At 71.7% G+C, this 22,551-nt stretch carries 25 protein-coding genes; 14 read left to right on the top strand and 11 right to left on the bottom strand.

Translation table 11 applies throughout. The features are described 5' to 3' along the window. Positions 1–9 precede the first annotated feature (9 nt). Positions 10–180: a hypothetical protein gene (locus tag ACFQQL_RS17460; RefSeq protein WP_382396437.1), complete on the top strand. Its 171-nt coding sequence runs from the start codon at positions 10–12 to the stop codon at positions 178–180. Between the two features lie 12 nt (positions 181–192). On the opposite strand, the gene serB is transcribed toward ACFQQL_RS17460, so the two are convergent. Next, positions 193–900 carry a phosphoserine phosphatase SerB gene (gene serB / locus ACFQQL_RS17455; protein WP_465254073.1) on the bottom strand — a complete coding sequence of 236 codons (708 nt, stop codon included), beginning with the start codon at positions 898–900 and terminating at the stop codon, positions 193–195. 173 nt (positions 901–1,073) lie between these two features. Beyond that, positions 1,074–2,318, bottom strand: coding sequence for a glucose-1-phosphate adenylyltransferase (locus ACFQQL_RS17450; protein WP_382396435.1), 1,245 nt, complete (start codon positions 2,316–2,318; stop codon positions 1,074–1,076). A gap of 87 nt (positions 2,319–2,405) precedes the next feature. Here ACFQQL_RS17450 and glgA point away from each other — a divergent pair, with 87 nt between their 5' ends. Both glgA and ACFQQL_RS17440 read left to right on the top strand, forming a co-directional pair. Further along, complete coding sequence (glgA, locus tag ACFQQL_RS17445; RefSeq protein WP_382396434.1) at positions 2,406–3,620, top strand: glycogen synthase; 1,215 nt, start codon at positions 2,406–2,408, stop codon at positions 3,618–3,620. A 143-nt stretch (positions 3,621–3,763) separates the two neighbouring features. Then, on the top strand, positions 3,764–4,897 hold the full coding sequence (locus ACFQQL_RS17440) for a DUF4185 domain-containing protein (protein ID WP_382396433.1): 1,134 nt from the start codon (positions 3,764–3,766) through the stop codon (positions 4,895–4,897). On the opposite strand, the gene ACFQQL_RS17435 is transcribed toward ACFQQL_RS17440, so the two are convergent. Beyond that, positions 4,894–5,697: a hypothetical protein gene (locus ACFQQL_RS17435; protein ID WP_382396432.1), complete on the bottom strand. Its 804-nt coding sequence runs from the start codon at positions 5,695–5,697 to the stop codon at positions 4,894–4,896. The two genes, ACFQQL_RS17440 and ACFQQL_RS17435, sit on opposite strands and share 4 nt — an antisense overlap. A 69-nt stretch (positions 5,698–5,766) precedes the next feature. On the opposite strand from ACFQQL_RS17435, the gene ACFQQL_RS17430 reads away from it, so the two are divergent. The 7 genes from ACFQQL_RS17430 (at position 5,767) to ACFQQL_RS17400 (ending at position 13,662) form a co-directional block, all read left to right on the top strand. Next, positions 5,767–6,561 (top strand): ABC transporter ATP-binding protein, encoded by a 795-nt coding sequence (locus ACFQQL_RS17430; protein ID WP_382396431.1) that lies wholly within the window; start codon positions 5,767–5,769, stop codon positions 6,559–6,561. A 119-nt stretch (positions 6,562–6,680) separates the two neighbouring features. Continuing rightward, positions 6,681–7,157 (top strand): NfeD family protein, encoded by a 477-nt coding sequence (locus ACFQQL_RS17425; protein ID WP_382396430.1) that lies wholly within the window; start codon positions 6,681–6,683, stop codon positions 7,155–7,157. 19 nt (positions 7,158–7,176) lie between these two features. Beyond that, a complete protein-coding gene (locus ACFQQL_RS17420) occupies positions 7,177–7,704 on the top strand; it encodes an SPFH domain-containing protein (protein ID WP_382396429.1) in 528 nt (175 codons plus the stop codon). A gap of 56 nt (positions 7,705–7,760) precedes the next feature. After that, on the top strand, positions 7,761–9,035 hold the full coding sequence (locus tag ACFQQL_RS17415) for an SPFH domain-containing protein (RefSeq protein WP_382396428.1): 1,275 nt from the start codon (positions 7,761–7,763) through the stop codon (positions 9,033–9,035). 79 nt (positions 9,036–9,114) lie between these two features. Next, on the top strand, positions 9,115–10,860 hold the full coding sequence (locus tag ACFQQL_RS17410; RefSeq protein ID WP_382396427.1) for an ABC transporter ATP-binding protein: 1,746 nt from the start codon (positions 9,115–9,117) through the stop codon (positions 10,858–10,860). Next, complete coding sequence (locus tag ACFQQL_RS17405; RefSeq protein WP_382396426.1) at positions 10,857–12,767, top strand: ABC transporter ATP-binding protein; 1,911 nt, start codon at positions 10,857–10,859, stop codon at positions 12,765–12,767. Before ACFQQL_RS17410 ends, ACFQQL_RS17405 begins: the two co-directional genes overlap by 4 nt. Positions 12,768–12,795: 28 nt before the next feature. Continuing rightward, positions 12,796–13,662 carry a TrmH family RNA methyltransferase gene (locus ACFQQL_RS17400; protein WP_382396425.1) on the top strand — a complete coding sequence of 289 codons (867 nt, stop codon included), beginning with the start codon at positions 12,796–12,798 and terminating at the stop codon, positions 13,660–13,662. 136 nt (positions 13,663–13,798) lie between these two features. On the opposite strand, the gene ACFQQL_RS17395 is transcribed toward ACFQQL_RS17400, so the two are convergent. Then, on the bottom strand, positions 13,799–14,206 hold the full coding sequence (locus tag ACFQQL_RS17395) for a DUF1761 domain-containing protein (protein WP_382396424.1): 408 nt from the start codon (positions 14,204–14,206) through the stop codon (positions 13,799–13,801). An 81-nt stretch (positions 14,207–14,287) separates the two neighbouring features. Here ACFQQL_RS17395 and ACFQQL_RS17390 point away from each other — a divergent pair, with 81 nt between their 5' ends. Then, on the top strand, positions 14,288–14,926 hold the full coding sequence (locus tag ACFQQL_RS17390) for a winged helix-turn-helix transcriptional regulator (protein ID WP_382396423.1): 639 nt from the start codon (positions 14,288–14,290) through the stop codon (positions 14,924–14,926). Positions 14,927–15,140: 214 nt separating this feature from the next. Here ACFQQL_RS17390 and ACFQQL_RS17385 read toward each other — a convergent pair whose 3' ends face one another. The 3 genes from ACFQQL_RS17385 to ACFQQL_RS17375 all read right to left on the bottom strand — a co-directional run bounded on the left by ACFQQL_RS17385 (position 15,141) and on the right by ACFQQL_RS17375 (position 17,331). After that, positions 15,141–15,332, bottom strand: coding sequence for a hypothetical protein (locus tag ACFQQL_RS17385; protein ID WP_382396422.1), 192 nt, complete (start codon positions 15,330–15,332; stop codon positions 15,141–15,143). A 74-nt stretch (positions 15,333–15,406) separates the two neighbouring features. Continuing rightward, on the bottom strand, positions 15,407–16,054 hold the full coding sequence (locus tag ACFQQL_RS17380) for a response regulator (RefSeq protein WP_382396421.1): 648 nt from the start codon (positions 16,052–16,054) through the stop codon (positions 15,407–15,409). Beyond that, positions 16,051–17,331: a sensor histidine kinase gene (locus ACFQQL_RS17375; protein WP_382396420.1), complete on the bottom strand. Its 1,281-nt coding sequence runs from the start codon at positions 17,329–17,331 to the stop codon at positions 16,051–16,053. Before ACFQQL_RS17375 ends, ACFQQL_RS17380 begins: the two co-directional genes overlap by 4 nt. Before the next feature lie 117 nt (positions 17,332–17,448). On the opposite strand from ACFQQL_RS17375, the gene ACFQQL_RS17370 reads away from it, so the two are divergent. Beyond that, positions 17,449–18,192, top strand: coding sequence for a GAP family protein (locus ACFQQL_RS17370; protein WP_382396419.1), 744 nt, complete (start codon positions 17,449–17,451; stop codon positions 18,190–18,192). Positions 18,193–18,203: 11 nt separating this feature from the next. Here the strand turns inward: ACFQQL_RS17370 and ACFQQL_RS17365 are convergent, their stop codons facing one another. Next, positions 18,204–19,244: a hypothetical protein gene (locus ACFQQL_RS17365; protein WP_382396418.1), complete on the bottom strand. Its 1,041-nt coding sequence runs from the start codon at positions 19,242–19,244 to the stop codon at positions 18,204–18,206. A 47-nt stretch (positions 19,245–19,291) separates the two neighbouring features. On the opposite strand from ACFQQL_RS17365, the gene ACFQQL_RS17360 reads away from it, so the two are divergent. Beyond that, complete coding sequence (locus ACFQQL_RS17360; protein ID WP_382396417.1) at positions 19,292–19,738, top strand: MmcQ/YjbR family DNA-binding protein; 447 nt, start codon at positions 19,292–19,294, stop codon at positions 19,736–19,738. A 91-nt stretch (positions 19,739–19,829) separates the two neighbouring features. Then, positions 19,830–20,117, top strand: a complete 288-nt coding sequence (locus tag ACFQQL_RS17355; RefSeq protein ID WP_382396416.1) for a DUF2277 domain-containing protein — start codon at positions 19,830–19,832, stop codon at positions 20,115–20,117. Between the two features lie 91 nt (positions 20,118–20,208). Here ACFQQL_RS17355 and ACFQQL_RS17350 read toward each other — a convergent pair whose 3' ends face one another. The 3 genes from ACFQQL_RS17350 to ACFQQL_RS17340 are packed head-to-tail and all read right to left on the bottom strand — an operon-like array spanning position 20,209 to position 22,476. Beyond that, the gene (locus ACFQQL_RS17350; protein WP_382396415.1) at positions 20,209–20,670 is read right to left on the bottom strand and encodes a tRNA (cytidine(34)-2'-O)-methyltransferase; all 462 of its coding nucleotides are present in this window, start codon (positions 20,668–20,670) and stop codon (positions 20,209–20,211) included. 52 nt (positions 20,671–20,722) lie between these two features. Beyond that, positions 20,723–21,265, bottom strand: a complete 543-nt coding sequence (locus tag ACFQQL_RS17345) for a ferritin (RefSeq protein WP_382396414.1) — start codon at positions 21,263–21,265, stop codon at positions 20,723–20,725. 38 nt (positions 21,266–21,303) lie between these two features. Beyond that, positions 21,304–22,476 (bottom strand): AAA family ATPase, encoded by a 1,173-nt coding sequence (locus ACFQQL_RS17340; RefSeq protein WP_382396413.1) that lies wholly within the window; start codon positions 22,474–22,476, stop codon positions 21,304–21,306. Between the last annotated feature and the right edge of the window lie 75 nt (positions 22,477–22,551).

Below are 22,551 nucleotides of genomic sequence, written 5' to 3'. Positions count from 1 at the left end.
GAGGTCGCCATGTGCTACGACCGGTATGACATGGAGCTCTGGGCCCGGCGCGAGCGCGAGCACACCGCCCGCGAGGCCGGCACGACGACGCCGGCGCGCCCCGCACCGGACCGCACCGAGCAGGCACCGGCACAGGTGCCGCCGGAGATGTTCCTGGAGCAGCTCGAACCGAGCCGCTGAGCGCGCCCGTCGCTACCGTCCGAGCAGCCCCAGCACGGCGTCGAGACGGGGGAAGCCGAGCGCGGCGTCGGCCTGCTCGACGACGACCGGCTTCGCGCAGAACGCCACGCCCAGCCCGGCCGCACCGAGCATCGCCAGATCGTTCGCGCCGTCACCGATCGCCACCACGCGTTCCAGCGGCACGCCGTCGGCCGCGGCCCACCGCCGCAGGTGGTGCTCCTTCGCGTCGCGGTCCACGACCGGTCCCACCGTGCGCCCGGTCAGGCGCCCGCCGGAGACCTCGAGCCGGTTCGCCACCACGTGCTCGACGCCCAGTCCGGCCGCCAGCGGCTCGACGATCTCCGCGAAACCGCCCGAGACCACGCCGAACGTGCCACCGGCGGCGTGCACCGCCGCGACCAGCTCCCGCGCACCCGCCGTCAGCTCGACCGCCTCCCGCACGTCCGAGAGCACGGCGGCGTCCAGCCCCGCCAGGGTGGCCACCCGTTCCCGGAGGCTCGCAGCGAAGTCGAGCTCGCCGCGCATCGCCCGCTCGGTGACCGCCGCCACCTGGTCCCGGGTGCCGGCGTGCTCCGCCAGGAGCTCGATCACCTCGGCCGTGATGAGCGTGGAGTCGACGTCGCTGACCACGAGCCCGGGCCCCTCGGCGGCCAGGGCCCCGCCGGTGACCGCGACGTCGACGCCGAGCGCCGTCGCCGGACCGCGCAGCTCGGCGAGCATCGCGTCCGCCGCCACGCGGTCCGCCGTCGGGCCCGTCAGCGCGACGCCGTACCAGCCGTCCCGCGACGTGTCGGCCACACGAACGGCGCCCGCGGTCCGGGCGACGACGTCGGAGGCGTGGGCGAGCAGCGACTCGGGGACCGGACGCGGCGAGATGAGGCCGACCCGGAGCGTCACCTAGAGACCGTCCAACCCTTGGGGACCACCGTGATGCCGCCAGGGGTCACCGTCAGGCCGCGTGCGACGTCGTGCTCCTTGTCCACCCCGACCCTCGCCCCGGGCTGTACCTGCACGTTCTTGTCGAGGATCGCGCGCTCGACGACGGCGTTGCGGCCCACGTCCACGCCGTCGAAGAGCACCGAGTCGCGCACCGAGGACCACGAGTTCACCCGCGTGCCGGGGGAGACCACCGAGTCCACGACCTCGCCGCCGGAGACGATCACCCCGGGCGAGACCAGCGAGTCCATGGCGTGACCGATCCGCTCGCGGTGCGCGTAGACGAACTTCGCGGGCGGCAGGCCGGTGTACCCGGTGAACAGCGGCCACGAGTCGTTGTAGAGGTTGAAGACCGGGTAGACGGAGATGAGGTCCTGGTTCGCCTCGAAGTAGGCGTCCACGGTCCCGACGTCACGCCAGTAGTTCCGGTCCCGGTCGGTGGAGCCCGGCACGTCGTTGAACGTGAAGTCGTACAGGCCCGCGGCCCCGTCCGCCACGAAACGCGGCACGATCGACCCGCCCATGTCGTGGGCCGAGGACTCGTCCTGCGCGTCCGCGGTGACCGCCTCCACCAGGGCGTCGGCGTCGAGGACGTAGTTGCCCATGGAGGCCAGGACCTCCTCGGGCGAGTCGGCCAAGGGCACGGCTTCCCTGGGCTTCTCCAGGAACCGGCCGATCTTCTGCGGGTTCACCGCGTCCGCCTCGATGACGCCGAACTGGTCGGCGAGGGACAGCGGCTGCCGGATCCCGGCGACGGTGAGCGGGAAGCCGCTGTCGATGTGCTGCTCCACCATCTGGGAGAAGTCCATCCGGTAGATGTTGTCCGCGCCGACGATGACCACGATGTCCGGCTTCTCGTCGTCGATGAGGTTGAGCGACTGGTAGATCGCGTCGGCGCTGCCGAGGTACCAGTTCTTCCCCACCCGTTGCTGGGCCGGCACGGGGGTGACGTAGTTGCCGAGCAGCGTGGACATGCGCCAGGTGACCGAGATGTGCCGGTCGAGGCTGTGCGACTTGTACTGGGTCAGCACGACGACCCGCAGGTAGCCGGAGTTGACGATGTTCGACAGGGCGAAGTCGATGAGGCGGTAGATCCCGCCGAACGGGACCGCGGGCTTGGCCCGGTCTGCGGTGAGCGGCATGAGCCGCTTGCCCTCGCCGCCGGCCAGTACGATCGCGAGCACTCTCGGGGACGCCCTCATGTGGCAGACCTTAGAGGTGTCCACCCGCCCGCCACCACGGCATGCTGGTGGCCGGATCGCCGAGACCGACGAGACGGGAGTGCCAGCATGCGGGTCGACCTCCTCACCAGGGAGTACCCACCCCACGTCTACGGCGGGGCCGGGGTGCACGTGACGGAGCTGGCGCGCGAGCTGCGGCGCCACGTCGACGTGCGGGTCCACGCCTTCGACGGACCGCGCGAGCAGACCGGAGACGTCGCCGTCACCGGCTACCGGGAGCTGCACGAGCTCGAGGGCGCCAACGCCGCGCTGCGGACGTTCGGGGTCGACCTGGCCATCGCGGCGGACCTCGACGGGACCGACCTCGTGCACTCCCACACCTGGTACGCGAATCTCGCCGGCACTCTCGGCGGCCTGCTGCACGACGTGCCGCACGTGCTGACCGCCCACTCGCTGGAGCCGCTGCGCCCGTGGAAGGCGGAGCAGCTCGGCGGCGGCTACGCGCTGTCCGGCTGGGCCGAGCGGACCGCGTACGAGCAGGCGGCCGCCGTCGTGGCGGTCTCGGCCGGCATGCAGGCGGACATCCTGCGGTCCTACCCGCAGGTGGACCCGGCCAAGGTGCACGTGGTGCACAACGGGATCGACCTGGACGGCTGGCAGCGGCCGACGACGGGGGAGGAGATGGAGGCCGCGGCGGCCACAGTGTCCCGGCTCGGCATCGACCCCGACCGGCCGACGGTCGTCTTCGTCGGCCGGATCACGCGTCAGAAGGGCCTTCCGCACCTGCTGCGCGCCGCCGAGCACCTGCCGCCGGAGGTTCAGCTCGTGCTGTGCGCCGGCGCGCCGGACACGCCCGAGATCGCCGCCGAGGTCACCACCCTGGTCGAGGACCTGGAGACGCGGCGTGGCGGGGTGGTGTGGATCTCCGAGATGCTGCCCCGGCCCGAGCTGATCGCCGTGCTGGCCGCCAGCACCGTGTTCGTCTGCCCGTCCGTGTACGAGCCGCTGGGCATCGTCAACCTCGAGGCGATGGCGGTCGGGCTGCCGGTCGTCGCCTCGGCGACCGGCGGGATCCCCGAGGTCGTCGACCACGGCGTGACGGGCACCCTCGTGCCGCTCGAGCAGGCCGACGACGGAACCGGCACGCCGCTGGACCCCGAGACCTTCGAACGGGACCTCGCGGCGGCGCTCACCGCCGTCGCGACCGACCCCTCCCGTGCGGCCCGCATGGGGGCGGCCGGGCGCCGTCGTGCCGAGGACTACTTCTCCTGGGAGGCCGTCGCCGAGCGGACGCTCGCGGTCTACCGCCAGGTTCTCGGGTGAGCGACGTACCACGGGCCTGAGGCACCTTCCATCCGGAGCGATGTGCCCGAGGGGGGTTCCGTCATGGCGGGGTGAGTTGGTACGAAGGGCAGTAATCGATTGCACCGAACGACTGCACGGAACACCTGTCGAGAGGAAGCACGATGCACCGCCAGCCCGCGGACCACGCCGAGCCGACCACCCCGACACCCCCCACGGGGCGGCGAGCCCTGTCCCGCCGAACCGTCCTGCACGGCACCCTCGGGGCCGTCGCCGGCGCGGGACTCGCCACCGCCTACGGACCGGCCACCAGTGCCGCGGCCGCACCGACCGTCACCAAGATCAAGGACCTCATCGGCACGCAGACACCGGTGCAGTTCGGCATCGGAGCCACCGACCTCGGCATCCCTGCGCAGTGCCCGGACGGGCGCACGATCTACGTCTTCGGGGACACCTGGGCCGACCACGTCGGCGGTGCGAACTGGCGCTCGCCGGTCGCCCTGTGGTCCGGGACCACCGACCTCGCCGCCGGCGTGACCTTCGACGCCGCGGTCGGCGGTGACGTCGCCGCCCAGCTCTGGCATTACGAGCACGACGGCTACATCCAGACCGTGATCCCCTCCGACGTCATCACCATCGGCGGGACCATGTACCTGCACGCCATCGTCAACGGGCCGGAGTTCGGCATGGTCCGCTGGACGGAGGTCTGGCGGTCCGACGACTCGGGCGCCACGTGGCAGCACACCGGTCTGAACCTGCCGGCCGACAAGGACGGCGGCCATTTCCAGTGCATCACCTGGGGGCGGGGCAACGACGGCTACGTCTACGCCTTCGGCACCGGTTTCCAGCGGGACAAGGGCATCGTCCTGAACCGGATCCGGGAGACCGAGCTCGGCAACGCGGCCGCCTACGAGCCGTGGGTCTGGGACGGCACCCGGTGGCGGTGGGGCTCGCCCGGGGAGAGCGCCGCCGTCATCCTCGGCGGCCGGTGGGGCGAGATGTGCCTGCGGCCGATCGACGGGAAGTGGCTGTTCACCGGCTTCAGCGAGGCCGACTACCGCATCGACGCCATGGTGCTGAACACCCCGACGGACGATCTGACCGTCGCGCCGCGGACGACACTCATCCACGGCGGTGAGTGGGGCCAGGAGGACGACACCCACGTCGCCCAGCTCTACGGCCCGTACATCATCCCGGGCTCCACGCTCGCCGACCTGCACATGACGGTGAGCCAGTGGAACACCACGACCAACGCGGTGTACCACTCGATGCAGTTCCGGGTGCAGGGCCTCGCCTAGCCCGCCAGACGGGTCGCGCTGGCCGCAGCGAGGGCGTGCCGGGCCGCCGTCGCCACCTCGGCGAGCGTCTGCGCGCGCGCACCCGCCTGCACGGCGGTGACGGCGGCGCCGTCGTCACCGGTGGCCAGCTCGACGATCGTGAGGACCCGCGCGGCACGTTCGAGGACATCCACCTGCCTCGGGTCCAGGTCCGTCGGGAGAAGCTCGTCGGGCAGGGTGGCGAGCGAGAGGTCGAGGATCTGGTCCGCGAGGTCGGGGCGGTCCCGGGCGACGTCGAGCTCCTCGAGCGCCTCCACCGCCTCGGTGAGAGCGAGCTGGATCTGCCGGCGCGCGTGCGAGAGGGAGTCGATACCGGCCAGCAGCAGGCTCGGGACGGGCAGCTGCTCGGTCAGGTCGTGGTCGACGTGCCACGTGACGATCGCCCCCGGCTCCAGCACGCTGCCGAAGACCTCGATCTCCGGAACGAGCACCGCGCACCGCTCGCCGGTCCCGTCCGGGCGCCGCAGGAGGACACCCTCGCCGGCCTCGAGCAGGTCCGCCGACCGGACCGCGGGGGCACCCATCGGGTCACCCGGGCGGGGCAGTACGGCACCGACCTCGCCGACCGGCGTCAGCTCGAGGAGGAGCTCTTCGAGTGTGGTCGCCCCGGTCAGCAGCGGGCCGCGCTCACGCACGCGGTGCACGTCGGGTCCGGCGACGGCCCGGGCGGCCCGGCGGGCCGTCTCCGGACCGTCCACGACCGGCACCCACAGCGCGAGCGTCACCGATGCGGGCAGTCTGAGGGTCGGGTGGCCGGACACGGTGACCAGGGTAGAGACCCGCCCCCGCGGAGGGCTCGGGCACCGCGTGTTCTGCCATAGGGTCGAGCCATGGGTGATGTGCTCGAGCTGAACGACGTCTCGGTCCGTCGCGGCGACAAGCTGCTCCTGGACCACGTCAGCTGGTCGGTGGACGAGGGCGACCGGTGGGTGGTGCTGGGACCCAACGGGGCGGGGAAGACCACCGTCATCCAGCTGGTGGCCGGCCGGCTGCACCCGACCTCCGGCACTGTCTCCATCATCGGTGAGCAGGTCGGACGCACGGACCTGTCCGAGCTGCGCCCCCTCGTGGGGCTCTCCTCCGCGGCCCTCGACCAGCGCCTGCCCCTCGGCGAGCGCGTCGCGGACGTCGTCGTCACGGCCTCCTACGGGATCACCGGCCGCTGGCGCGAGGAGTACGAGGAGCTCGACCTGGAGCGCGCCCGGTCCCTCCTCGACGTCTTCGGCGTGGGCCACCTGGCCGGGCGGACGTACGGCACCCTCAGCTCCGGGGAGCGCAAGCGCGTGCAGATCGCCCGCGCGCTCATGCCGGACCCGGAGGTCCTCCTCCTCGACGAGCCGGCCGCGGGCCTGGACCTCGGCGGCCGCGAGGAGCTGATGAGCGCGCTGTCCGAGCTCGCCGCCGACGGCCGGTCGCCCGTCATCGTCCTGGTGACCCATCACGTCGAGGAGATCCCCTCCGGGTTCACGCACGCCCTGCTCCTGCGCGACGGCGGGGTGGTGACCGCCGGGCCGATCGCCGACGTCATGACGCCGCAGCACCTCTCCCAGGCATTCGGGCTGGAGCTCGAGGTCGAGCGGCACCGGGACCGCTACAGCGCACGGGCCGCCGGCGGCGCGTCGTGACCTGTGGGCAGGGCCACAGCGAGCCCGCGGATCGGTAGGATCGGGCGGTAGGCCCGCATGGGCCGCGACCTGCGTCGTCGCAGGTCGCCACGGAGCAGGGACGGTATCGAGGAGGGGACATGGCCTGGCTGTGGTGGCTCGGTGCGGCCCTGATCCTCGGCGTCATCGAGATGCTGACGGTCGATCTCATCTTCCTGATGCTCGCCGGCGGAGCACTCGCCGGCGTCCTCGTCTCCCTCATCGGCGCGCCGTTCTGGGTCCAGCTCGTGGTCGTCGCCGTCGTCTCGGTCGTGCTGCTCTTCCTCGTGCGCCCGTGGGCCAAGGAGTTCCTCGAGCGGTCCTCGCCGGAGACCGTGACGAACGTGGCCGCGCACGTGGGCCGCGAGGCGACCGTGGTCTCGGACGTCACCGAGCGTGCCGGCCGGATCAAGCTCGCCGGCGAGGTGTGGTCGGCCCGTGCCGTCCAGCAGGGGGCGGTGCTCCCCGTGGACTCGACCGTCCGCGTCGTGCGCATCGACGGCGCCACGGCCGTCGTCGAGCCGGTTCCCGACCAGACCGTGACCGACCAGACCCCGTACCCCGGCTACGGCGTCTGAGCGAGGGAAGGACATGAGCATGGAGATCTGGCTGTCGCTCGGCCTCCTGCTGCTCGTCGTCGTCCTGCTGATCAGCGCGGTGAAGGTCGTGCCGGCGGCACGCACGCTCGTCGTCGAGCGGGGCGGCGCACGGCGCACGCTCACGCCGGGGGTGCATCTGCTCGTCCCGTTCCTCGACCGCGCCCGAGGGACGGTGGACATGCGGGAACAGGCCCTGCGACTCTCCGGCGTCCCGGTCGTGGCCCGCGACCGTCTCGTGGTGCGGGCCGACGGCGAGGTGATGTTCCGAGTCGTCGACCCGGTGGCCTTCACCCAGGGTGAGACCGACCACGGCGCGTTCCTCGAGCGGCTCGTCGTGGACGCGCTGCGCAGGTCCGGTGAGCCGATGGACTCGGAGGACCTGCGTGCCGCCCTCCAGGCGGTCGCGAGCGACGTGCGGTCCCGAGCCGGGGCCGAGAGTGCCCGCCGCGGGATCCAGATCGACAGCGTGCGGCTGCGCGAGCAGCAGCACACCGGGGTCGGCGAGGCCTCGCAGCCCCACCACTGACCAGCGCAGCACGAACCACAACGACCGACGCACATCTCGACAGACGAGGGAACATCATGGGAGACACCCTGGGGGGCACCGTCCTGACGATCATCGCGGTCGTCCTGCTCATCTTCGCGGCGGTGACGGTGTGGCGCGCCGTCCGGATCGTGCCGCAGGCCGTCGCGCTGATCGTCGAACGCCTGGGCAAGTACCAGGCGACGATGTACGCCGGCCTGCACCTGCTCATCCCCTTCGTGGACAAGGTGCGCTCGGGTGTCGACCTGCGTGAGCAGGTGGTCTCCTTCCCGCCGCAGCCGGTGATCACCTCCGACAACCTCACGGTCAACATCGACACCGTCATCTACTTCCAGGTCACCGACCCCAAGGCCGCCACCTACGAGATCGCGAACTACGTCACGGGTATCGAGCAGCTGACGGTCACCACCTTGCGTAACGTCATCGGCTCGATGGACCTCGAGCAGACGCTGACCAGCCGCGACCAGATCAACGGTCAGCTGCGCGGCGTGCTCGACGAGGCCACCGGCCGCTGGGGCATCCGCGTCAACCGGGTCGAGCTCAAGGCCATCGACCCGCCCGCCTCCGTGCAGGGCGCGATGGAGCAGCAGATGCGCGCCGAGCGCGACCGGCGTGCGGCGATCCTCACCGCCGAGGGTGTCAAGCAGTCGCAGATCCTCACCGCCGAGGGTGAGAAGCAGTCGGCCATTCTGCGGGCCGAGGGCCAGGCGCAGTCTGCGATCCTCAAGGCGCAGGGTGAGTCCCGCGCGATCCTGCAGGTCTTCGACGCCATCCACCGCGGCAAGCCCGACAGCCGGCTGCTGGCCTACCAGTACCTGCAGATGCTGCCGGAGATCGCCAACGGGAGCTCCTCCAAGATGTGGGTGGTGCCCACCGAGTTCACCGCGGCCCTCCAGGGCATCTCCCGCGGGTTCGGCGGTCCCTCCGTCGGCGGGAGCGGCGACGCCGACGACGAACCGCACCCGACGGTGGACTTCGGCGACGAGGACTCCGGCGTCGCGACGGCGCTGCAGGAGACCACGCTGCAGGACCCGGGTGAGGCGCTCGCCGAGGCACGTGGCGAGGCGGAGCAGGCGACGTCGGAGGCGTCGACCGCCGGCGAGCACAGCGGGGCGCGGCCGTCCCGGTCCGCCGAGGCCGGCCAGCGACCGACCGAGGCCCGTCCGCAGGGGCAGTCGCCGGCCGGGTCGAGTGGCCCGGCCGCGCCGACCGGCCGGCCCGACGACGGCGCACGCTTCGCCCCGCCGCCGAACAGGCCGCCGCAGCAGGGTGGGGAGCCGCCCCAGCAGGGCGGGCCGCCGCCCCAGCAGTAGGCGCGAGCGCCACGCCGCGGTTCGGAACTAGAGTGGCCGGGCCGCGTCGCGCGCGGCCACGGATCACGAAGAAGGCCTGATGCTCGTCTCGCTGCTGCGGCGCTTCCTGCGCCCCTACGGCGGTGCCGTGGTCGCCGTCGTCGTGCTGCAGCTGGTCCAGTCGCTCGCCGCGCTGACGCTGCCCAGCCTCAACGCCGACATCATCGACCACGGCGTGATCGTCGGCGACACCGGGTACATCCTGCGCATCGGCGTCGTGATGCTCGGCGTGTCCGTGGTCCAGGGCATCTGCGCGATCGCGGCCGTCTACTTCGGCTCACGCGCCGCCATGGCCGCGGGCCGGGACATCCGTGCGGCCGTATTCGGGAAGGTCCAGCGGTTCTCCGCGGCCGAGGTCGGCCGGTTCGGTGCGCCGTCGCTCATCACCCGCAGCACGAACGACGTCCAGCAGATCCAGATGGTGACGGCCATGACGTTCACCATCATGGTCATGGCCCCGATCAACATGATCGGTGGCGTGATCATGGCGCTGCGCCAGGACATCGGCCTCTCGGCCCTGCTGCTCGTGGTGGTGCCGGTCCTGCTGGTGGTCCTCGCGCTCGGGATCCGCCGGATGGGCCCGCTGTTCCGGCAGATGCAGCAGCGCATCGACCGGATCAACCTCGTCCTGCGCGAGCAGATCTCCGGCGTGCGGGTGGTGCGCTCGTTCAACCGGCAGCCGACCGAACGAGACCGGTTCGAGGGTGCCAACCAGGAGCTGTACGGCACGGCGCTGGGCGTCGGCCGCGTCATGGCGCTGCTCTTCCCGCTGGTCCAGCTCATCATCGGGGCCTCGTCCGTCGCAGTCGTCTGGTTCGGCGCCGGCCGGATCGACGCCGGTGACATGGATCCGGGCGCCCTGATCGCGTTCCTCAGCTACCTCCTGCAGATCCTCATGGCCGTGATGATGGCCGTGATGATGTTCATGATGGTGCCGCGCGCGGAGGTGGCCGCCGGGCGCGTCCGCGCCGTCCTGGACGTCGAGCCGGCGATTCTGGCGCCGGAGCGGCCGCGCAGCCTGCCGGAACCGGGCCGCGGTCGCGGGCTCACGGTGGAGCTCGACGGTGCCACCTTCGGCTACCCGGGCGCCGACGAGCCGGTGCTGCGGGACGTCACTCTCCGGCTGAGCCCGGGCACGACGACGGCAGTCATCGGCTCCACCGGCTCCGGCAAGTCCACGCTCGTCAACCTCGTCCCGCGGCTCATCGACGTCACCGCGGGCGCGGTGCGCGTCGGCGGGATCGATGTGCGCGAGCTCGACCCCGGCGAGCTGCGCGAACGCGTCGCCGTCGTCCCGCAGAAGGCGTACCTGTTCTCCGGCACCGTCGCCTCCACGTTGCGGCACGGTCGGCCGGACGCCACCGACGAGCAGCTGTGGCGGGCGTTGGAGCTCGCGCAGGCCCGCGACTTCGTCGAGGCGCTCGAGGCCGGCCTGGAGGCGCCCGTGGAGCAGGGCGGCTCGAACTTCTCCGGCGGCCAGAAGCAGCGGCTCGCCATCGCCCGTGCCCTGTTGCGCCCGGCGGACGTCTACCTCTTCGACGACTCCTTCTCGGCCCTGGACTTCGCCACGGACGCGCGGCTGCGCGCTGACCTGCCGGCGGCGACGGGCGGGGCGACGATCCTCGTGGTCGGGCAGCGCGTCGCCTCCATCAGGGACGCCGACCAGATCGTCGTGCTCGACGACGGCGCGGTGGTGGGGCTCGGGACGCACACCGAGCTGATGGAGACCTCCGAGACCTACCGCGAGATCGTCTACTCCCAGCTCAGCGCGGAGGAGGCGGCATGAGCATGGGGCCCGGGATCGCGCCGAACCAGCGGTCGAAGCAGTTCGGCCCGACCGTGCGACGCCTGGTCGGACATCTCCGCGGAGAGCGCCGGTGGCTCCTGGCCTGCGTCGTGCTCGGTGCCGGCGCGGTGTTCCTCCAGGTCCTCGCCCCCAAGCTGCTCGGTGATGCGACCAACGTGGTCTTCAACGGCTTCGTCGGGCAGATGCTCCAGGTCGGGACCACGCAGGCGGAGGCCGTGGAGGCGCTCCGTGCCGCCGGCCAGGGGCAGGTCGCGGACATGGTCTCCGGCATGGACGTCACGCCGGGTGTCGGCATCGACTTCGCGCTGCTCGGACGGATCCTGCTCGGGGTCCTCGCCGTCTACCTCGGCAGCGCGCTCCTGCTTTGGCTGCAGGGATTCGTCCTGGCGAGCGTCATCCAGCGGGTGGGCTACCGGCTGCGGCGGGACGTCCAGGCGAAGATCGACCGGCTGCCGCTCTCGCACCTGGACAGCAGGGCCCGTGGCGACACCCTCTCCCGTGTCACGAACGACATCGACAACCTCACCCAGACGCTTCAGCAGACGCTGTCGCAGGCGATCATCTCCGTGCTGACCGTCCTCGGCGTGCTCGGGATGATGGTGTACATCTCCTGGCAGCTCGCGCTGATCGCGCTGGTGACGGTGCCGTTGTCCGCCGTCGCGACGGCGCTGATCGCCAAGCGCGCCCAGCCCCACTTCGTCGGGCAGTGGCGGGCCACCGGAGACCTCAGCGGTCAGGTCGAGGAGGCGTTCACCGGGCACGAGGTCGTCACCGCCTTCAACAGCCAAGACGCCTTCGCGGAGGCGTTCACGAGGGAGAACGAGCGGCTCTACCGCGCCAGCTTCAAGGCCCAGTTCATCTCCGGCACGATCATGCCGGCGATGCAGGTCCTGGCGAACCTGAACTACGTTCTGGTCGCCGTCGTCGGTGGTCTGCGGGTCGCCTCCGGCGCCCTCACCCTCGGTGAGGTCCAGGCGTTCATCCAGTACTCCCGTCAGTTCAGCCAGCCGTTGGGCCAGCTGGCCTCGATGGCCAACCTCGCCCAGTCCGGCGTCGCCTCCGCCGAGCGGATCTTCGAGCTCATGGACGCGGAGGAGATGCGCCCGGACCCCGATCCGGGACGCCGCCCGGCGACGATCCGCGGCGAGGTGATCTTCGAGGACGTGAGCTTCCGGTACGCGCCGGACGTGCCGCTCATCGACGGGCTGACCCAGCGCGTGGAGCCGGGCCAGACGGTCGCCGTCGTCGGGCCGACTGGCGCCGGGAAGACCACCCTCGTCAACCTCGTCATGCGCTTCTACGAGATCGACGGCGGGCGGATCCTCCTCGACGGGGTGGACACCCGCGAGATGACCCGCGCGGACCTGCGCGAGCCCATCGGCATGGTGCTGCAGGACACCTGGCTCTTCCAGGGCACCATCGCCGAGAACATCGCCTTCGGGCGCGACGGCGCCACCGAGGCCGAGATCCGCGCCGCGGCCGAGGCGGCCGGCGTGGAGCGCTTCGCCCACTCGCTGCCGGACGGCTACGAGACCGTGATCGACGACGAAGGGGGCGGCGTCTCCGCGGGCGAGAAGCAGCTCATCACGATCGCCCGGGCGTTCCTCTCGGACCCCCAGATCCTCATCCTGGACGAGGCCACGAGCTCGGTCGACACCCGGACCGAGGTCCTGGTGCAGCAGGCCATGAACCGGCTCCGGCAGGGACGGACGAGCTTCGTCATCGCCCACCGGCTCTCGACCATCCGCGACGCCGACGTCATCCTCGTCATGGAGCGGGGCCGGATCGTCGAGCAGGGCACGCACGAGCAGCTGCTCGCGGCCGACGGCGCCTACGCCCGGTTGTACCGGGCGCAGTTCGCCGCACCAGTGGTCGAGGAGAGGTAGTGAGGTAGCGGGGTACCGTCGGTCCGCCATGCTCATCACGCTCACCACCGCCGCCGACGAACGGGTGGCCGACTACACCAACCTCACCGACGTCGCGCTGCGCTCGAAGCACGAGCCTGAGAAGGGTCTGTACATCGCCGAGAGCACCCAGGTGATCCGCCGGGCGGTCACGGCGGGCCACCGCCCGCGGTCCTTCCTCATGGCCGAGAAGTGGCTCGAGACGATGTCACCGGTGATCGAGTCCGCCTGCGGAGCCCCGGACGGCGGTGAGACGCCGGTCTTCGTGGCCGAGGAGCCGGTGCTGCGTGCCATCACCGGGTTCCATCTGCACCGTGGCGCGCTGGCCGCCATGCACCGACCGCCGCTGCACGGAGTGGCCGACCTGCTGGCCTCAGCACGTGGGGAAGCGGACGGGAAGCCCGAGCCTGCCTCAGAGACGCGGCGACGATCGCGGATCGCGGTGCTCGAGGGCTTGGTGGACCATACGAACGTCGGCGCGTGCTTCAGGTCAGCCGCGGCGATGGGGGTCGACGCGATCCTGGTGACCCCGACGTGTGCCGACCCGCTCTACCGACGCAGCGTGCGTGTCTCCATGGGTGCGGTCTTCCAGGTCCCATGGACGCGCACCGAGAGCTGGCCGGCAAACGCGCAGCAACTCAAGGATGCCGGATATGTGGTCGCCGGGCTGACGCTCGGCGAAGGGGCGATCAGCCTAGACGACCTGGTGGCCGAGAAGCACGAGGACCTGGCGCTGGTCCTCGGCAGCGAGGGGCATGGCCTGATGGCCAAGACGGACCGCGTGCTCGACCGTCGGGTGACGATCCCGATGATGCACGGCGTCGACTCGCTCAACGTCGCGGCCGCATCGGCCGTCGCGTTCTACGCGACGCGGTAGGTAGCCAGCCGGCGCGTACGGTTTCAGACCTGACGCCCGACCAGGCCGAGAATCTCTCACGAACGATTCATGCGTCGAGGCATTGGCCAGGCGATCAACGGCAAGGCGATCAACGCCGATACGCCTGCGCACGGGGCTACAGCAGCCCGATCACGAGTGACATCGCCAGAAACATGGCGAGCTGGTAGCCGGCGTTGATGATGGTCAGCTTCGCGGGCTTCAGCTCGAAGGCGTTGTGTTGCAAGAGCGTGGTGGCCGACAGAGTCAGCCACGCGGCGGAGCCGACCAGCAGTGCCAGCCCTGCGGAGTCGTCGCCGGTAGCCTCCGACACGATCGAGATTCCCGCAGCGAGGCCGACGGCGGTCACGAGGTTCGCGATGGCCAACTGGGTCATGTTCCTCGTGCGTGCCGGTCGCGAGCGTTCCGGCGTCACGCCCGTCAGCCGCTCCCAGGCGTTCGCGATGGGGCCCTTCTGGTACCAGATGAACGCCACGACCATGCCCGCTACGAACGCGATCGCGGCACCGAACCAGCTGATCTCCATTGCGCAGCCCTTTCTTGCCCCGATTCAATTCAGGGCCGTGCGATGTGTGGCTTCCTGAGTGTGCGGTTGATATTATCAACCATGGTTGAGAACGTAAAAACCTCAGTCGGGCGCTCCTACGGTCAGTTCTGCGGTCTGGCACGGGCCCTCGACGTCGTGGGAGATCGCTGGAATCTCCTGATCGTGCGCGAGCTGCTGCCCGGGCCGCTGCGGTACAGCGAGTTGAAGTCGTCCCTCCCTGGCGTGGCGAGCAACCTCCTGGCCGAGCGCCTCCGGACGCTGGAGTCAGCCGGAGTGGTCGAACGTCGACTGGGAGACACGGGAGTCCTCTACGGACTGACACCCTGGGGCGAAGAGCTCAGGGAGCCGATGGAGGGGCTCGGACGGTGGGGCGCTCCGCTGCTGGCGGCGGGGCGGGGTGACGACGCGTTCCGGCCGCGATGGCTGACGCTCGCCCTGCCAGCCATGCTCCGAGGCAGGACCGCAGTGCCTCCCGTGGAGATCGGCTTCGAGGTGGAGGACCTGCTCATCGTTCTTCGTATCGACGGGGACGGTCCGAGTGCAGGAATCGGAACCGACGAGCGGCCGCGGACCGTCCTGAAGGCCGCGCCGGACACGGTCGTCTCCCTCGTAACCGGTGCCCTTTCCGTGGACCAGGCCGTCGCATCCGGAGACCTTCTCGGAGATGCGGACGTCCTCCGCCTGGCTGTTGCGGGGTAGGACGTTGATGACACGCCGGGTGCTCGGGTGAAGGGGGGAGGGCAGGTCTTCCGCGGCAAGGATGTGTAGCACCAAGCGACCCATCAACGCGTAGGACTCGCCGATCGACGGATCTTGAGTGGGAAGTATCGCGGTACGCCAACCGGTCGATGCCTCTCGGCTAGCTGAGTGGTGGAGGCGTGAGGTAGACGACTCCTACCCCTCGGTCTGTCCCTCAAACCACAGCTGCAACGCTGTAGCGGTTGTCGCCTGCCGTATGCCTAGACCAAACGAGCACGTCCGCGAGATCGGAGGAATCGAACTCGTGGGTTGTGATCTCTCCGTTTGTCCGGTGGATCGCGACGCGATAGGCGGCCGCAGTCGCTTCCCACTGCGTGTCGCGCTCGTCAACGATGCGTCCGTCCATAACGAAAGCCTATGCACCTCTGACGCGCACGTGACTGGCTCGTCAGTGATGTGCCGACTGGTCGATCTCGTGCACTAGAGCCCCGCGTCGCGGGCGACGACGGCGGCGCGCATCCGGGTGGGCAGGTTCAGTTTCGCCAGCACCCGGGAGACGTGGGTCTTGGCCGTCGCCTCGGAGATGCCGAGCTCCTCGGCGAGCTGCGCGTTCGACAGGCCGCGACCGAGCCCGGCGAGCACCTCACGTTCGCGGGTGGTCAGCTCCTCGAGGGACGGCGGCGGCGACGGCGGACCCTCGCGGCGCCGCTCCCGGAACCGTTCGAGGACCCGGGCGGTCACCTCGGGGGCGAGCACGCCGTCGCCGCTGGCCACCCGGCGCACGGCCGCGACCAGGTCCTCCGGCTCGACCGACTTGATCAGGTAGCCCGCCGCACCGGCCTCCAGAGCGCCGTCGACGTACTCGTCGATGTCGAACGTCGTCAGCACCAGGACCGCCGCGAGCCGTCCCTCGACGATCTCCGCGGTCGCCTGGACGCCGTCCACACCCGGCATGCGCATGTCCATGAGGACCACGTCCGGCCGCAACGAGCGGGCCTGCACGACGGCGGACCGGCCGTCCGCGGCCTCGCCCACCACCGTGATCCCGTCGTCGGCGGCCAGCACGGCCCCCAGCCCGGCGCGCACGGCGGCGTGGTCGTCGGCGATGACCACCCGGATCGGGCTCACGACGGCACCACCGGGGACCGGTGGCGAGGCACGGTCGCACGGACGACCCACGTCCCGTCGTCGGACGGTCCGGCGTCGCACCGGCCGCCGACCGCGGCGGCCTGCTCGGTCATGATGACGGTGCCGAGGCCGCCGGACGTGTCCTGCGGGCTCGAGGGATCCGCAGCCGGGCGTTCGTCCGGCAGTGGGTTGCTTGCCGTCAGCAGGACGCCCTCGTCCTCGGCGCGGACGGTGAGGCGGAGCGGGGCACCGGGTGCGTGCCGGGCGGCGTTCACCACGGCCTCCCGCGCGATCCGCATGAGGACGTGCGAGGTCGCCGTGGTGAGGTCCTCCCGCGGCGCGTCCACCTCGAGCTCGAGCGCGACGCCGAGCCGTTCGGCATCGCCACGCAGGATGCCGGTCTCCTCGATCCCCGGCGGGACCTTGAGCGGCAGGTCGCCGGGATCCTCGGCGTTGAGGACGTCGATGAGCTGGCGGAGCTCGGCGAGGGCCTCCAGGCTCGACTCGCGCACCGCCCGCATCGCCGACGCGGTGTCGCCCGACGCGCGCGAGGTGGCCGCCGACTGCAGCGCGATCGCCGAGAGGTGGGCCGCCACGGCGTCATGCAGGTCTCGGGCGAGCGTCGCGCGCTCGGACCGGACGGCCCGCTCCCTCTCCGCCGTCGCCGCGCGCAGCACGGCGTCCGCCCGTTGACGTTCCGCCGCCGCACGGGCCTTCTCGGCCTGGATCAGCTCCTCGCGCTGCCGGCTGGCCGTGCCGATGAACAGTGGCGAGCCGAGCAGGGCCACCAGGGAGAGCACCACCTGGATCCGGTCGTCCGCGTCTCCCCGGCTCGAGGCCACGAGGACCGCTCCGGCGACGGTGCACCCAACCAGGATCGTGCGCCGCTCCCACGGCCTGCCCACGAGCGCGGCGGCGTAGAGGGCGTCGAAGAGCGCGATGAGCAGCGCGAGGTTGAGCCCGGCGCCGACGAGGGCTGTCTCGCCCACCAGCGCGGCCCCGCAGCCGACGCACGCCACCACCGGCCACCGCCGCTTGGCCAGCAGGGACGACGCGGCCACCACGGCCGCCAGCAGCGGCACCAGAGGGCCTCCCTCGGGGGCCGGGCCGCGCCCGAAGCCGGTGACCGCCACCATGACGCCGATGAGCAGGATGCCCAGGGCCATGACGACGTCGCCGCGCACCGAACGGTAGGGCAGGCTCGGCAGCACCCAGTCGTCGATCGCGACGGGGACGTGTTCCTCCGCCGCGGCCCGCTGCTGTCCCGGCCGTGCCATGACGCGATCCCAGCACACTCGGCGCGGACGCGGGTAGGTCGAAGGATGTACGCGCCGGTCCACCGGGTCCGCCGTCCGCCGGACGTGTGCCCGCGCGTCCCGCGCGAGGGTGGTGGCATGGAGATCGCGACCCTCGGGATGCTGGCGCTGCTCGCACTCGCAGACTCGACGAGCTTCGGCACGCTGCTCATCCCGATCTGGCTGTTGCTGGCCGCCGGACGTCCGCGGCCCGGCCGCCTGCTCGTCTACCTCGGGACCGTGGGCGTCTTCTACTTCGTGGTGGGCCTGGTGCTGTCGGCCGGTGCGCGGCTGTTCCTGGCCGACGTCCAGGCGTGGCTCGCCACCGACGCCGGTGCCATGGTCCTCGTGGTCGTCGGCGCCGCGCTCATCGCGGTCAGCTTTCCGATGGACCGGCGTCGCAAGGCCGCCGGGGAGGGCTCCGGCGGGCGTCTCATGCGGTGGCGCGAGCGCGTCATGAGCGCCGAGCACGGGTCGGCGCGACCACTGATGGCGCTGGCCCTGACCGCGACCACGATCGAGGTCGCCACCCTGCTGCCGTACCTCATCGCGATCGGGATCATGACGGACGCCGACCTCGCGCCGGTCACGCACGTGGGCCTCATGGCGGCCTACTGCCTGCTCATGCTGGCCCCGGCACTCGTGCTGCTCGGCCTCAGGATGGTTGCGCATCGCCTTGTCGAGCCGCTTCTGGTGCGGGTGAACGCCTGGTTGATGAAGTCGGCGGGCGACTGGATGCCGTGGATCGTCGCCATCCTCGGATTCCTGATCCTCCGCGAGGGCCTCGGGCAGTTCGGCGGGGTGAGCGAGTTCCTGGACCAGCTGGGCGGCTCGGGAGGCTGACGGGGCCCTCGTCAGGCGCGCGTGAACGTCAACCGACCCGTGGCGAGGTAGAACGGCGACGGTGGCGGCGGCCGCCGGCCCCGCCGCAGACGGGACAGGCTCGTCCGCCACCAGGACGTCCGCGCGTAGGTCCCGGTGGCGAAGACGTGCATCGTGTCCTCGCCGTCCAGGACGACCGCCGGGCCGCACAGGCCGGCGGCGTACCACGGCGTCGGCGAGGCATCGGTGTCGAGGAGCCGGTCGATGCCGCCCCACGCGGCACGGCCGCCCGGCAGGTCGCCCGCCTCGGTCAGCCACAGGCCCTGTGCGGGGTACGGCTCGGTGCCGTGGAGGTTGGTCCCACGGGCCAGCACCATCCGCCAGCCCGCCGGTGTCCGCACCACCGTGTTGTCGAAGTACCCCTCGGCGGTCGAGGAGAACGTCTCGGCGGGCTCCCACCGCAGTCCGTCGTCGCTCTCGGTGTACCGCAGCTCGTAGTCCGGCCGCTCGCCGGGCTCGACCTCGCCCGGCGCAGAGAGGTACCACATCCGCCAGCGGCCGTCGGTGCACAGCACGTAGGGCTCGAACGCGCTCGGCCGCCGGGCGTCCCCCTCCAGGACCGGGTGGTCGTACCGTCGCCACGTCTCGGCGTCCCGCACGAGAGCGCCGATCGCGTACCGGTTGCGGCCGAGGCCGGTGCGCCCCGCCGGCTGTCCGGCGTAGTAGATCCGTTCCACCGGCTCGCCGGCCACGGTCCCGGCGACCCGGTTCGGGGTGTGCATCCCGCCGCCGTCCCAGCTGCGTCGGCGCGGCGGGCTCCCGATGGTCACGGCATGTCCCCGCCGGTCGGTGACGAACGCCCAGCCGTCCTCGACGACCGGGGCCCCCACGGGGAGCCGGGCGAGCACGATGCGGACGGTCAGCCGGGTCGTGAACGCCCCGAGGAGCATCTGCCACCGGCCGTCGGCGTGGAACACGTCGGGATCGCTCACGCCCAGGACGCCGCGGCAGATCCGTGCCTCGGCAAGCATGTCGAACAGGGGACGCTGGTCGACCAGCCGCCAGGAGGTCACCTCCGGCAATCTACCGACCCGGACTCGGCGCCATCTACGCTGGCCGGGTGCCGCACCCGATCATGTTCGACGACGACGATCCCTACCTCGCCCGGCTGCGTACCGTCGCCCTCGCGTTCCCGGAGGCCGAGGAGTTCGTCTCCCACGGTCGCCCGAACTTCCGGGCCGGCAAGGTGTTCGCCGTGTACGGCTCGGGCACCAAGGGCCCGGCCGCGACCCGGGTGATGTACGACCACGGCCTGGTGCTGCTGCCGGACGAGGACGACCGCCGGGCGCTCGCCGAGGACCCGCGGACGTTCGTGCCCGCCTATTACGGTCCCTCGGGCTGGATCGGCCTCGACCTGGCGTCCGGCGGGACCGCCGCGGAGGATGTGGACTGGCAGGAGATCGCGGAATTGCTGGACAGCTCCTACCGGCAGATCGCCGGCCCGCGGCGGGTCGCCCGCCTCGACGACGACGGCGGACCGGCAGCACAAGGGGCGCGCCCTGCCTGACGCGCGAACGCCGACAGCTTCCGCTGGTCGGGCGGACGGCCTCCTGCGCCTCACCCTTCATCTCCGCGCGGGCGCGTGGGAGGCTGAGCGCATGTGCCGCAACATCCGAACCCTGCACAACTTCGCCCCCGCCGCGACGTCGGAGGAGATCGAGGCCGCAGCCCTGCAGTACGTGCGGAAGGTCTCCGGGATGAACAAGCCGTCGAAGGCCAACCAGGAGGCCTTCGACCGCGCCGTCCACGAGGTCGCGCACATCACGCACCACCTGCTCGAGGACCTGGTCACCACCGCACCGCCGAAGGACCGCGAGGTCGAGGCCGAGAAGGCCCGGGCCCGGGCCGCCAAGCGGTACGGCACCCAGGAGCAGGCCGCGTCGTAGCGGCGGCGTGTCGTAGCGGCGGCGTGGCCGTGTGGCGGCGCCGGGGGAGAGGCTCTGGCCGCCGTCGTCACCGTTTCGGCGTGACGTCTCGCTACGCCCCGCCGGCGTAGCCGTGCTGGCGCCACGCCTCGTAGACCGCGACGGCGGCCGAGTTGGCGAGGTTCAACGACCGGACGGCCGGCACCATCGGGATGCGCAGACGGTCCGTCAGGCGGTCGTCGGTGAGGACCTCGTCCGGCAGGCCCGTCGGCTCAGGGCCGAAGAGGAGGGCGTCACCCGGCTCGTACCGGACGTCGGCGAAGCTCCGGGTCGCCTTGCCGGTGAACGCGAAGACCCGCCCCGGCAGGGCCGCGAGGGCGGCGTCGAGATCGCGGTGGACGGCGACGTCCGCCAGGTCGTGGTAGTCCAGGCCGGCCCGTCGCAGGTGCGCGTCGGTCAGCTCGAAGCCGAGCGGTTCGACGAGGTGGAGCGTGGTCCCCGTGCACGCGGCCAGGCGGATCGCGTTGCCCGTGTTCGGCGGGATCCGGGGCTCGTAGAAGACGACGTGGAACACGCGGTCACCCTACGGCCGCCGGCGGTGCTCGGCGCCGGGCCCTACGTGCGCTCTACAGTGCGCCGCCGGCCGCCGCGGGCGCCCCGTCGGGGGCGCCCTCGTCACCGATCTGCTCGCGGGCCACGAAGTTCTCCAGGTCGAAGAGGTTCTCGCCGGCGCGCTGAGCCACGGTGAGCAGGGTGGTCGCCGAGGCGACCTCCTCGACCTGCTCCTCCAGGAACCAGAGCATGAACTGCTCACCGAGCACGTCGTTCTCCTCCCGGGCGGCCCGGAAGATCGCCTCGACCTGCCCGGTCACCTGCTGCTCCTGGTCCAGCGCGAGCTGCAGCGGCTCGGTCACCCGGGTGAAGTCGTTCCGCACGGTGGAGCCGCCGGGGATCTCCACGTCGAGACCGCGGTCGAGCATGTACTGCACGATCATCATCGCGTGGTTCCGCTCCTCGAGCGCCTGGCGGTAGAAGTGACGCGCCAGCTGCGGCAGGTCCTGCCCGTCGAACCACACCGCGATGGCGACGTACTGCTGATGCGCGTCGAACTCGTGGCCGATCTGCTCGCGCAGCAGCCGCAGGAACTGCGACTCACTCGCCGTGCTCATGACGCCACGGTACTCGGCCGCGGAGGCGGACGGTCGGCCTACGGCCAGCGCCATGCTGGCCGGTCCAGCGGTCCCTCCTGGCCCGCCACCGTCGTCTCGCCGTCGAGCTTCTCCAGCTCGATCTGCACGACGCGCTCCCCGACTCCGTCCCCGTCCGCCGGTTCTGCCTCCGTCCCGTCCGCGTCCACCGCCCGGGCCAACGCCTCGGAGTGGGTGACCACGACCACCTGGGTCTGCGCGGCCGCGCCGACCGCCAGCCGCGCCAGGGCCGGCAGCATCGAGACGTGCATGGACTGCTCGGGCTCGTTGAGCACCACCAGCTGCGGCGGGCGCGGGGTGAGCAGCGCGGCCGCCACCATGAGGAAACGGAGCGTCCCGTCGGAGAGCTCGGCGGCCCGCAACGGGCGCAGCAGGCCCGGCTGGTGGAGCAGCACCTCGAACATCCCGTCCTCGGCCCGGATCTCGAGCCGTGCGTCGAAGGCGTCGGCGATCGCCCGCTCGAGCGCGTCGTGGCGCCCCATGTCGGCGATGGTGGCCAGCGCGGCGGCGAGGTCCGCTCCGTCGTCGGCGAGCGCGGAGGTGCGCGAGCCGGCCCGTGGCACGCGGGCGGGCGTCTCCGGGTCCGTGCGCAGGTGGTCGTACAGGCGCCACGAGCGCAGCTCCTCCCGCAGTCGGAGGATCTCCGGCGTGCGCACGGGATCGGCGAGCAGGTCGAGCATCGACTCGTGCACGCGGGCCTGGGAGGTCAGCGTCTCCCAGCCGTCCTCGCCGCGGGTGCGCACGAGCGGTCCCTTCCGGTGCGTGAGCATGCTCCCGGCGCGCAGCAGGGGACCGGCCCAGACGACCTCCTCCTTGATCTCGGGGTCCCGCACGAACGGCCCGGAGACGGGCGGCGCCGGGAGGCCGAGCGAGACGAGGTAGCCGGTGTCCTCGCCGGCGACGCCCAGCTCGACCCGCACCGGGCGCTTCCGGAGGGTGCCCTCGCCGGTCCCGCCGGACTCCCGGCCCGCCCACAGGGCGGAGGACAGCCCGCCCTCCTGCGCGAGCGCGGCCGGGGCGCCCACCCCCGCCGTCGCGGCGAGGAGGCGGAGCGCCCGGTAGAGGTTCGACTTCCCGGAACCGTTGGCCCCGGTGACCACCGTCAGCCGGCCGAGGGGGAGGACGACGTCTCTCAGCGAGCGGTACCCGCGGACGGCGAGCGTGGTCAGCACGCAAGAAACGCTATCGCGATGCGAGGACATGTTGTCAACCGATGGGTTGACAACCGTACGGAGGGCTGGTTCAGT

The organism is Georgenia alba, assembly GCF_042665525.1.
Classification (GTDB): Bacteria; Actinomycetota; Actinomycetes; order Actinomycetales; family Actinomycetaceae; genus Allobogoriella; species Allobogoriella alba.
This window is presented reverse-complemented; position numbering and strand designations above follow the sequence as displayed.

Coding starts and splice junctions, on each gene's coding strand:
- ACFQQL_RS17385 (WP_382396422.1), bottom strand. CDS start 15,332: ATGGACGGACGCATCGTTGACGAGCGCGACACGCAGTGGGAAGCGACT.
- glgA (WP_382396434.1), top strand. CDS start 2,406: ATGCGGGTCGACCTCCTCACCAGGGAGTACCCACCCCACGTCTACGGC.
- ACFQQL_RS17390 (WP_382396423.1), top strand. CDS start 14,288: ATGGTTGAGAACGTAAAAACCTCAGTCGGGCGCTCCTACGGTCAGTTC.
- ACFQQL_RS17410 (WP_382396427.1), top strand. CDS start 9,115: ATGCTCGTCTCGCTGCTGCGGCGCTTCCTGCGCCCCTACGGCGGTGCC.
- ACFQQL_RS17415 (WP_382396428.1), top strand. CDS start 7,761: ATGGGAGACACCCTGGGGGGCACCGTCCTGACGATCATCGCGGTCGTC.
- ACFQQL_RS17375 (WP_382396420.1), bottom strand. CDS start 17,331: ATGGCACGGCCGGGACAGCAGCGGGCCGCGGCGGAGGAACACGTCCCC.
- ACFQQL_RS17405 (WP_382396426.1), top strand. CDS start 10,857: ATGAGCATGGGGCCCGGGATCGCGCCGAACCAGCGGTCGAAGCAGTTC.
- ACFQQL_RS17425 (WP_382396430.1), top strand. CDS start 6,681: ATGGCCTGGCTGTGGTGGCTCGGTGCGGCCCTGATCCTCGGCGTCATC.
- ACFQQL_RS17440 (WP_382396433.1), top strand. CDS start 3,764: ATGCACCGCCAGCCCGCGGACCACGCCGAGCCGACCACCCCGACACCC.
- ACFQQL_RS17370 (WP_382396419.1), top strand. CDS start 17,449: ATGGAGATCGCGACCCTCGGGATGCTGGCGCTGCTCGCACTCGCAGAC.
- ACFQQL_RS17355 (WP_382396416.1), top strand. CDS start 19,830: ATGTGCCGCAACATCCGAACCCTGCACAACTTCGCCCCCGCCGCGACG.
- ACFQQL_RS17430 (WP_382396431.1), top strand. CDS start 5,767: ATGGGTGATGTGCTCGAGCTGAACGACGTCTCGGTCCGTCGCGGCGAC.
- ACFQQL_RS17395 (WP_382396424.1), bottom strand. CDS start 14,206: ATGGAGATCAGCTGGTTCGGTGCCGCGATCGCGTTCGTAGCGGGCATG.
- ACFQQL_RS17400 (WP_382396425.1), top strand. CDS start 12,796: ATGCTCATCACGCTCACCACCGCCGCCGACGAACGGGTGGCCGACTAC.
- ACFQQL_RS17345 (WP_382396414.1), bottom strand. CDS start 21,265: ATGAGCACGGCGAGTGAGTCGCAGTTCCTGCGGCTGCTGCGCGAGCAG.
- serB (WP_465254073.1), bottom strand. CDS start 900: ATGCTCGCCGAGCTGCGCGGTCCGGCGACGGCGCTCGGCGTCGACGTC.
- ACFQQL_RS17460 (WP_382396437.1), top strand. CDS start 10: ATGTGCTACGACCGGTATGACATGGAGCTCTGGGCCCGGCGCGAGCGC.
- ACFQQL_RS17420 (WP_382396429.1), top strand. CDS start 7,177: ATGGAGATCTGGCTGTCGCTCGGCCTCCTGCTGCTCGTCGTCGTCCTG.
- ACFQQL_RS17450 (WP_382396435.1), bottom strand. CDS start 2,318: ATGAGGGCGTCCCCGAGAGTGCTCGCGATCGTACTGGCCGGCGGCGAG.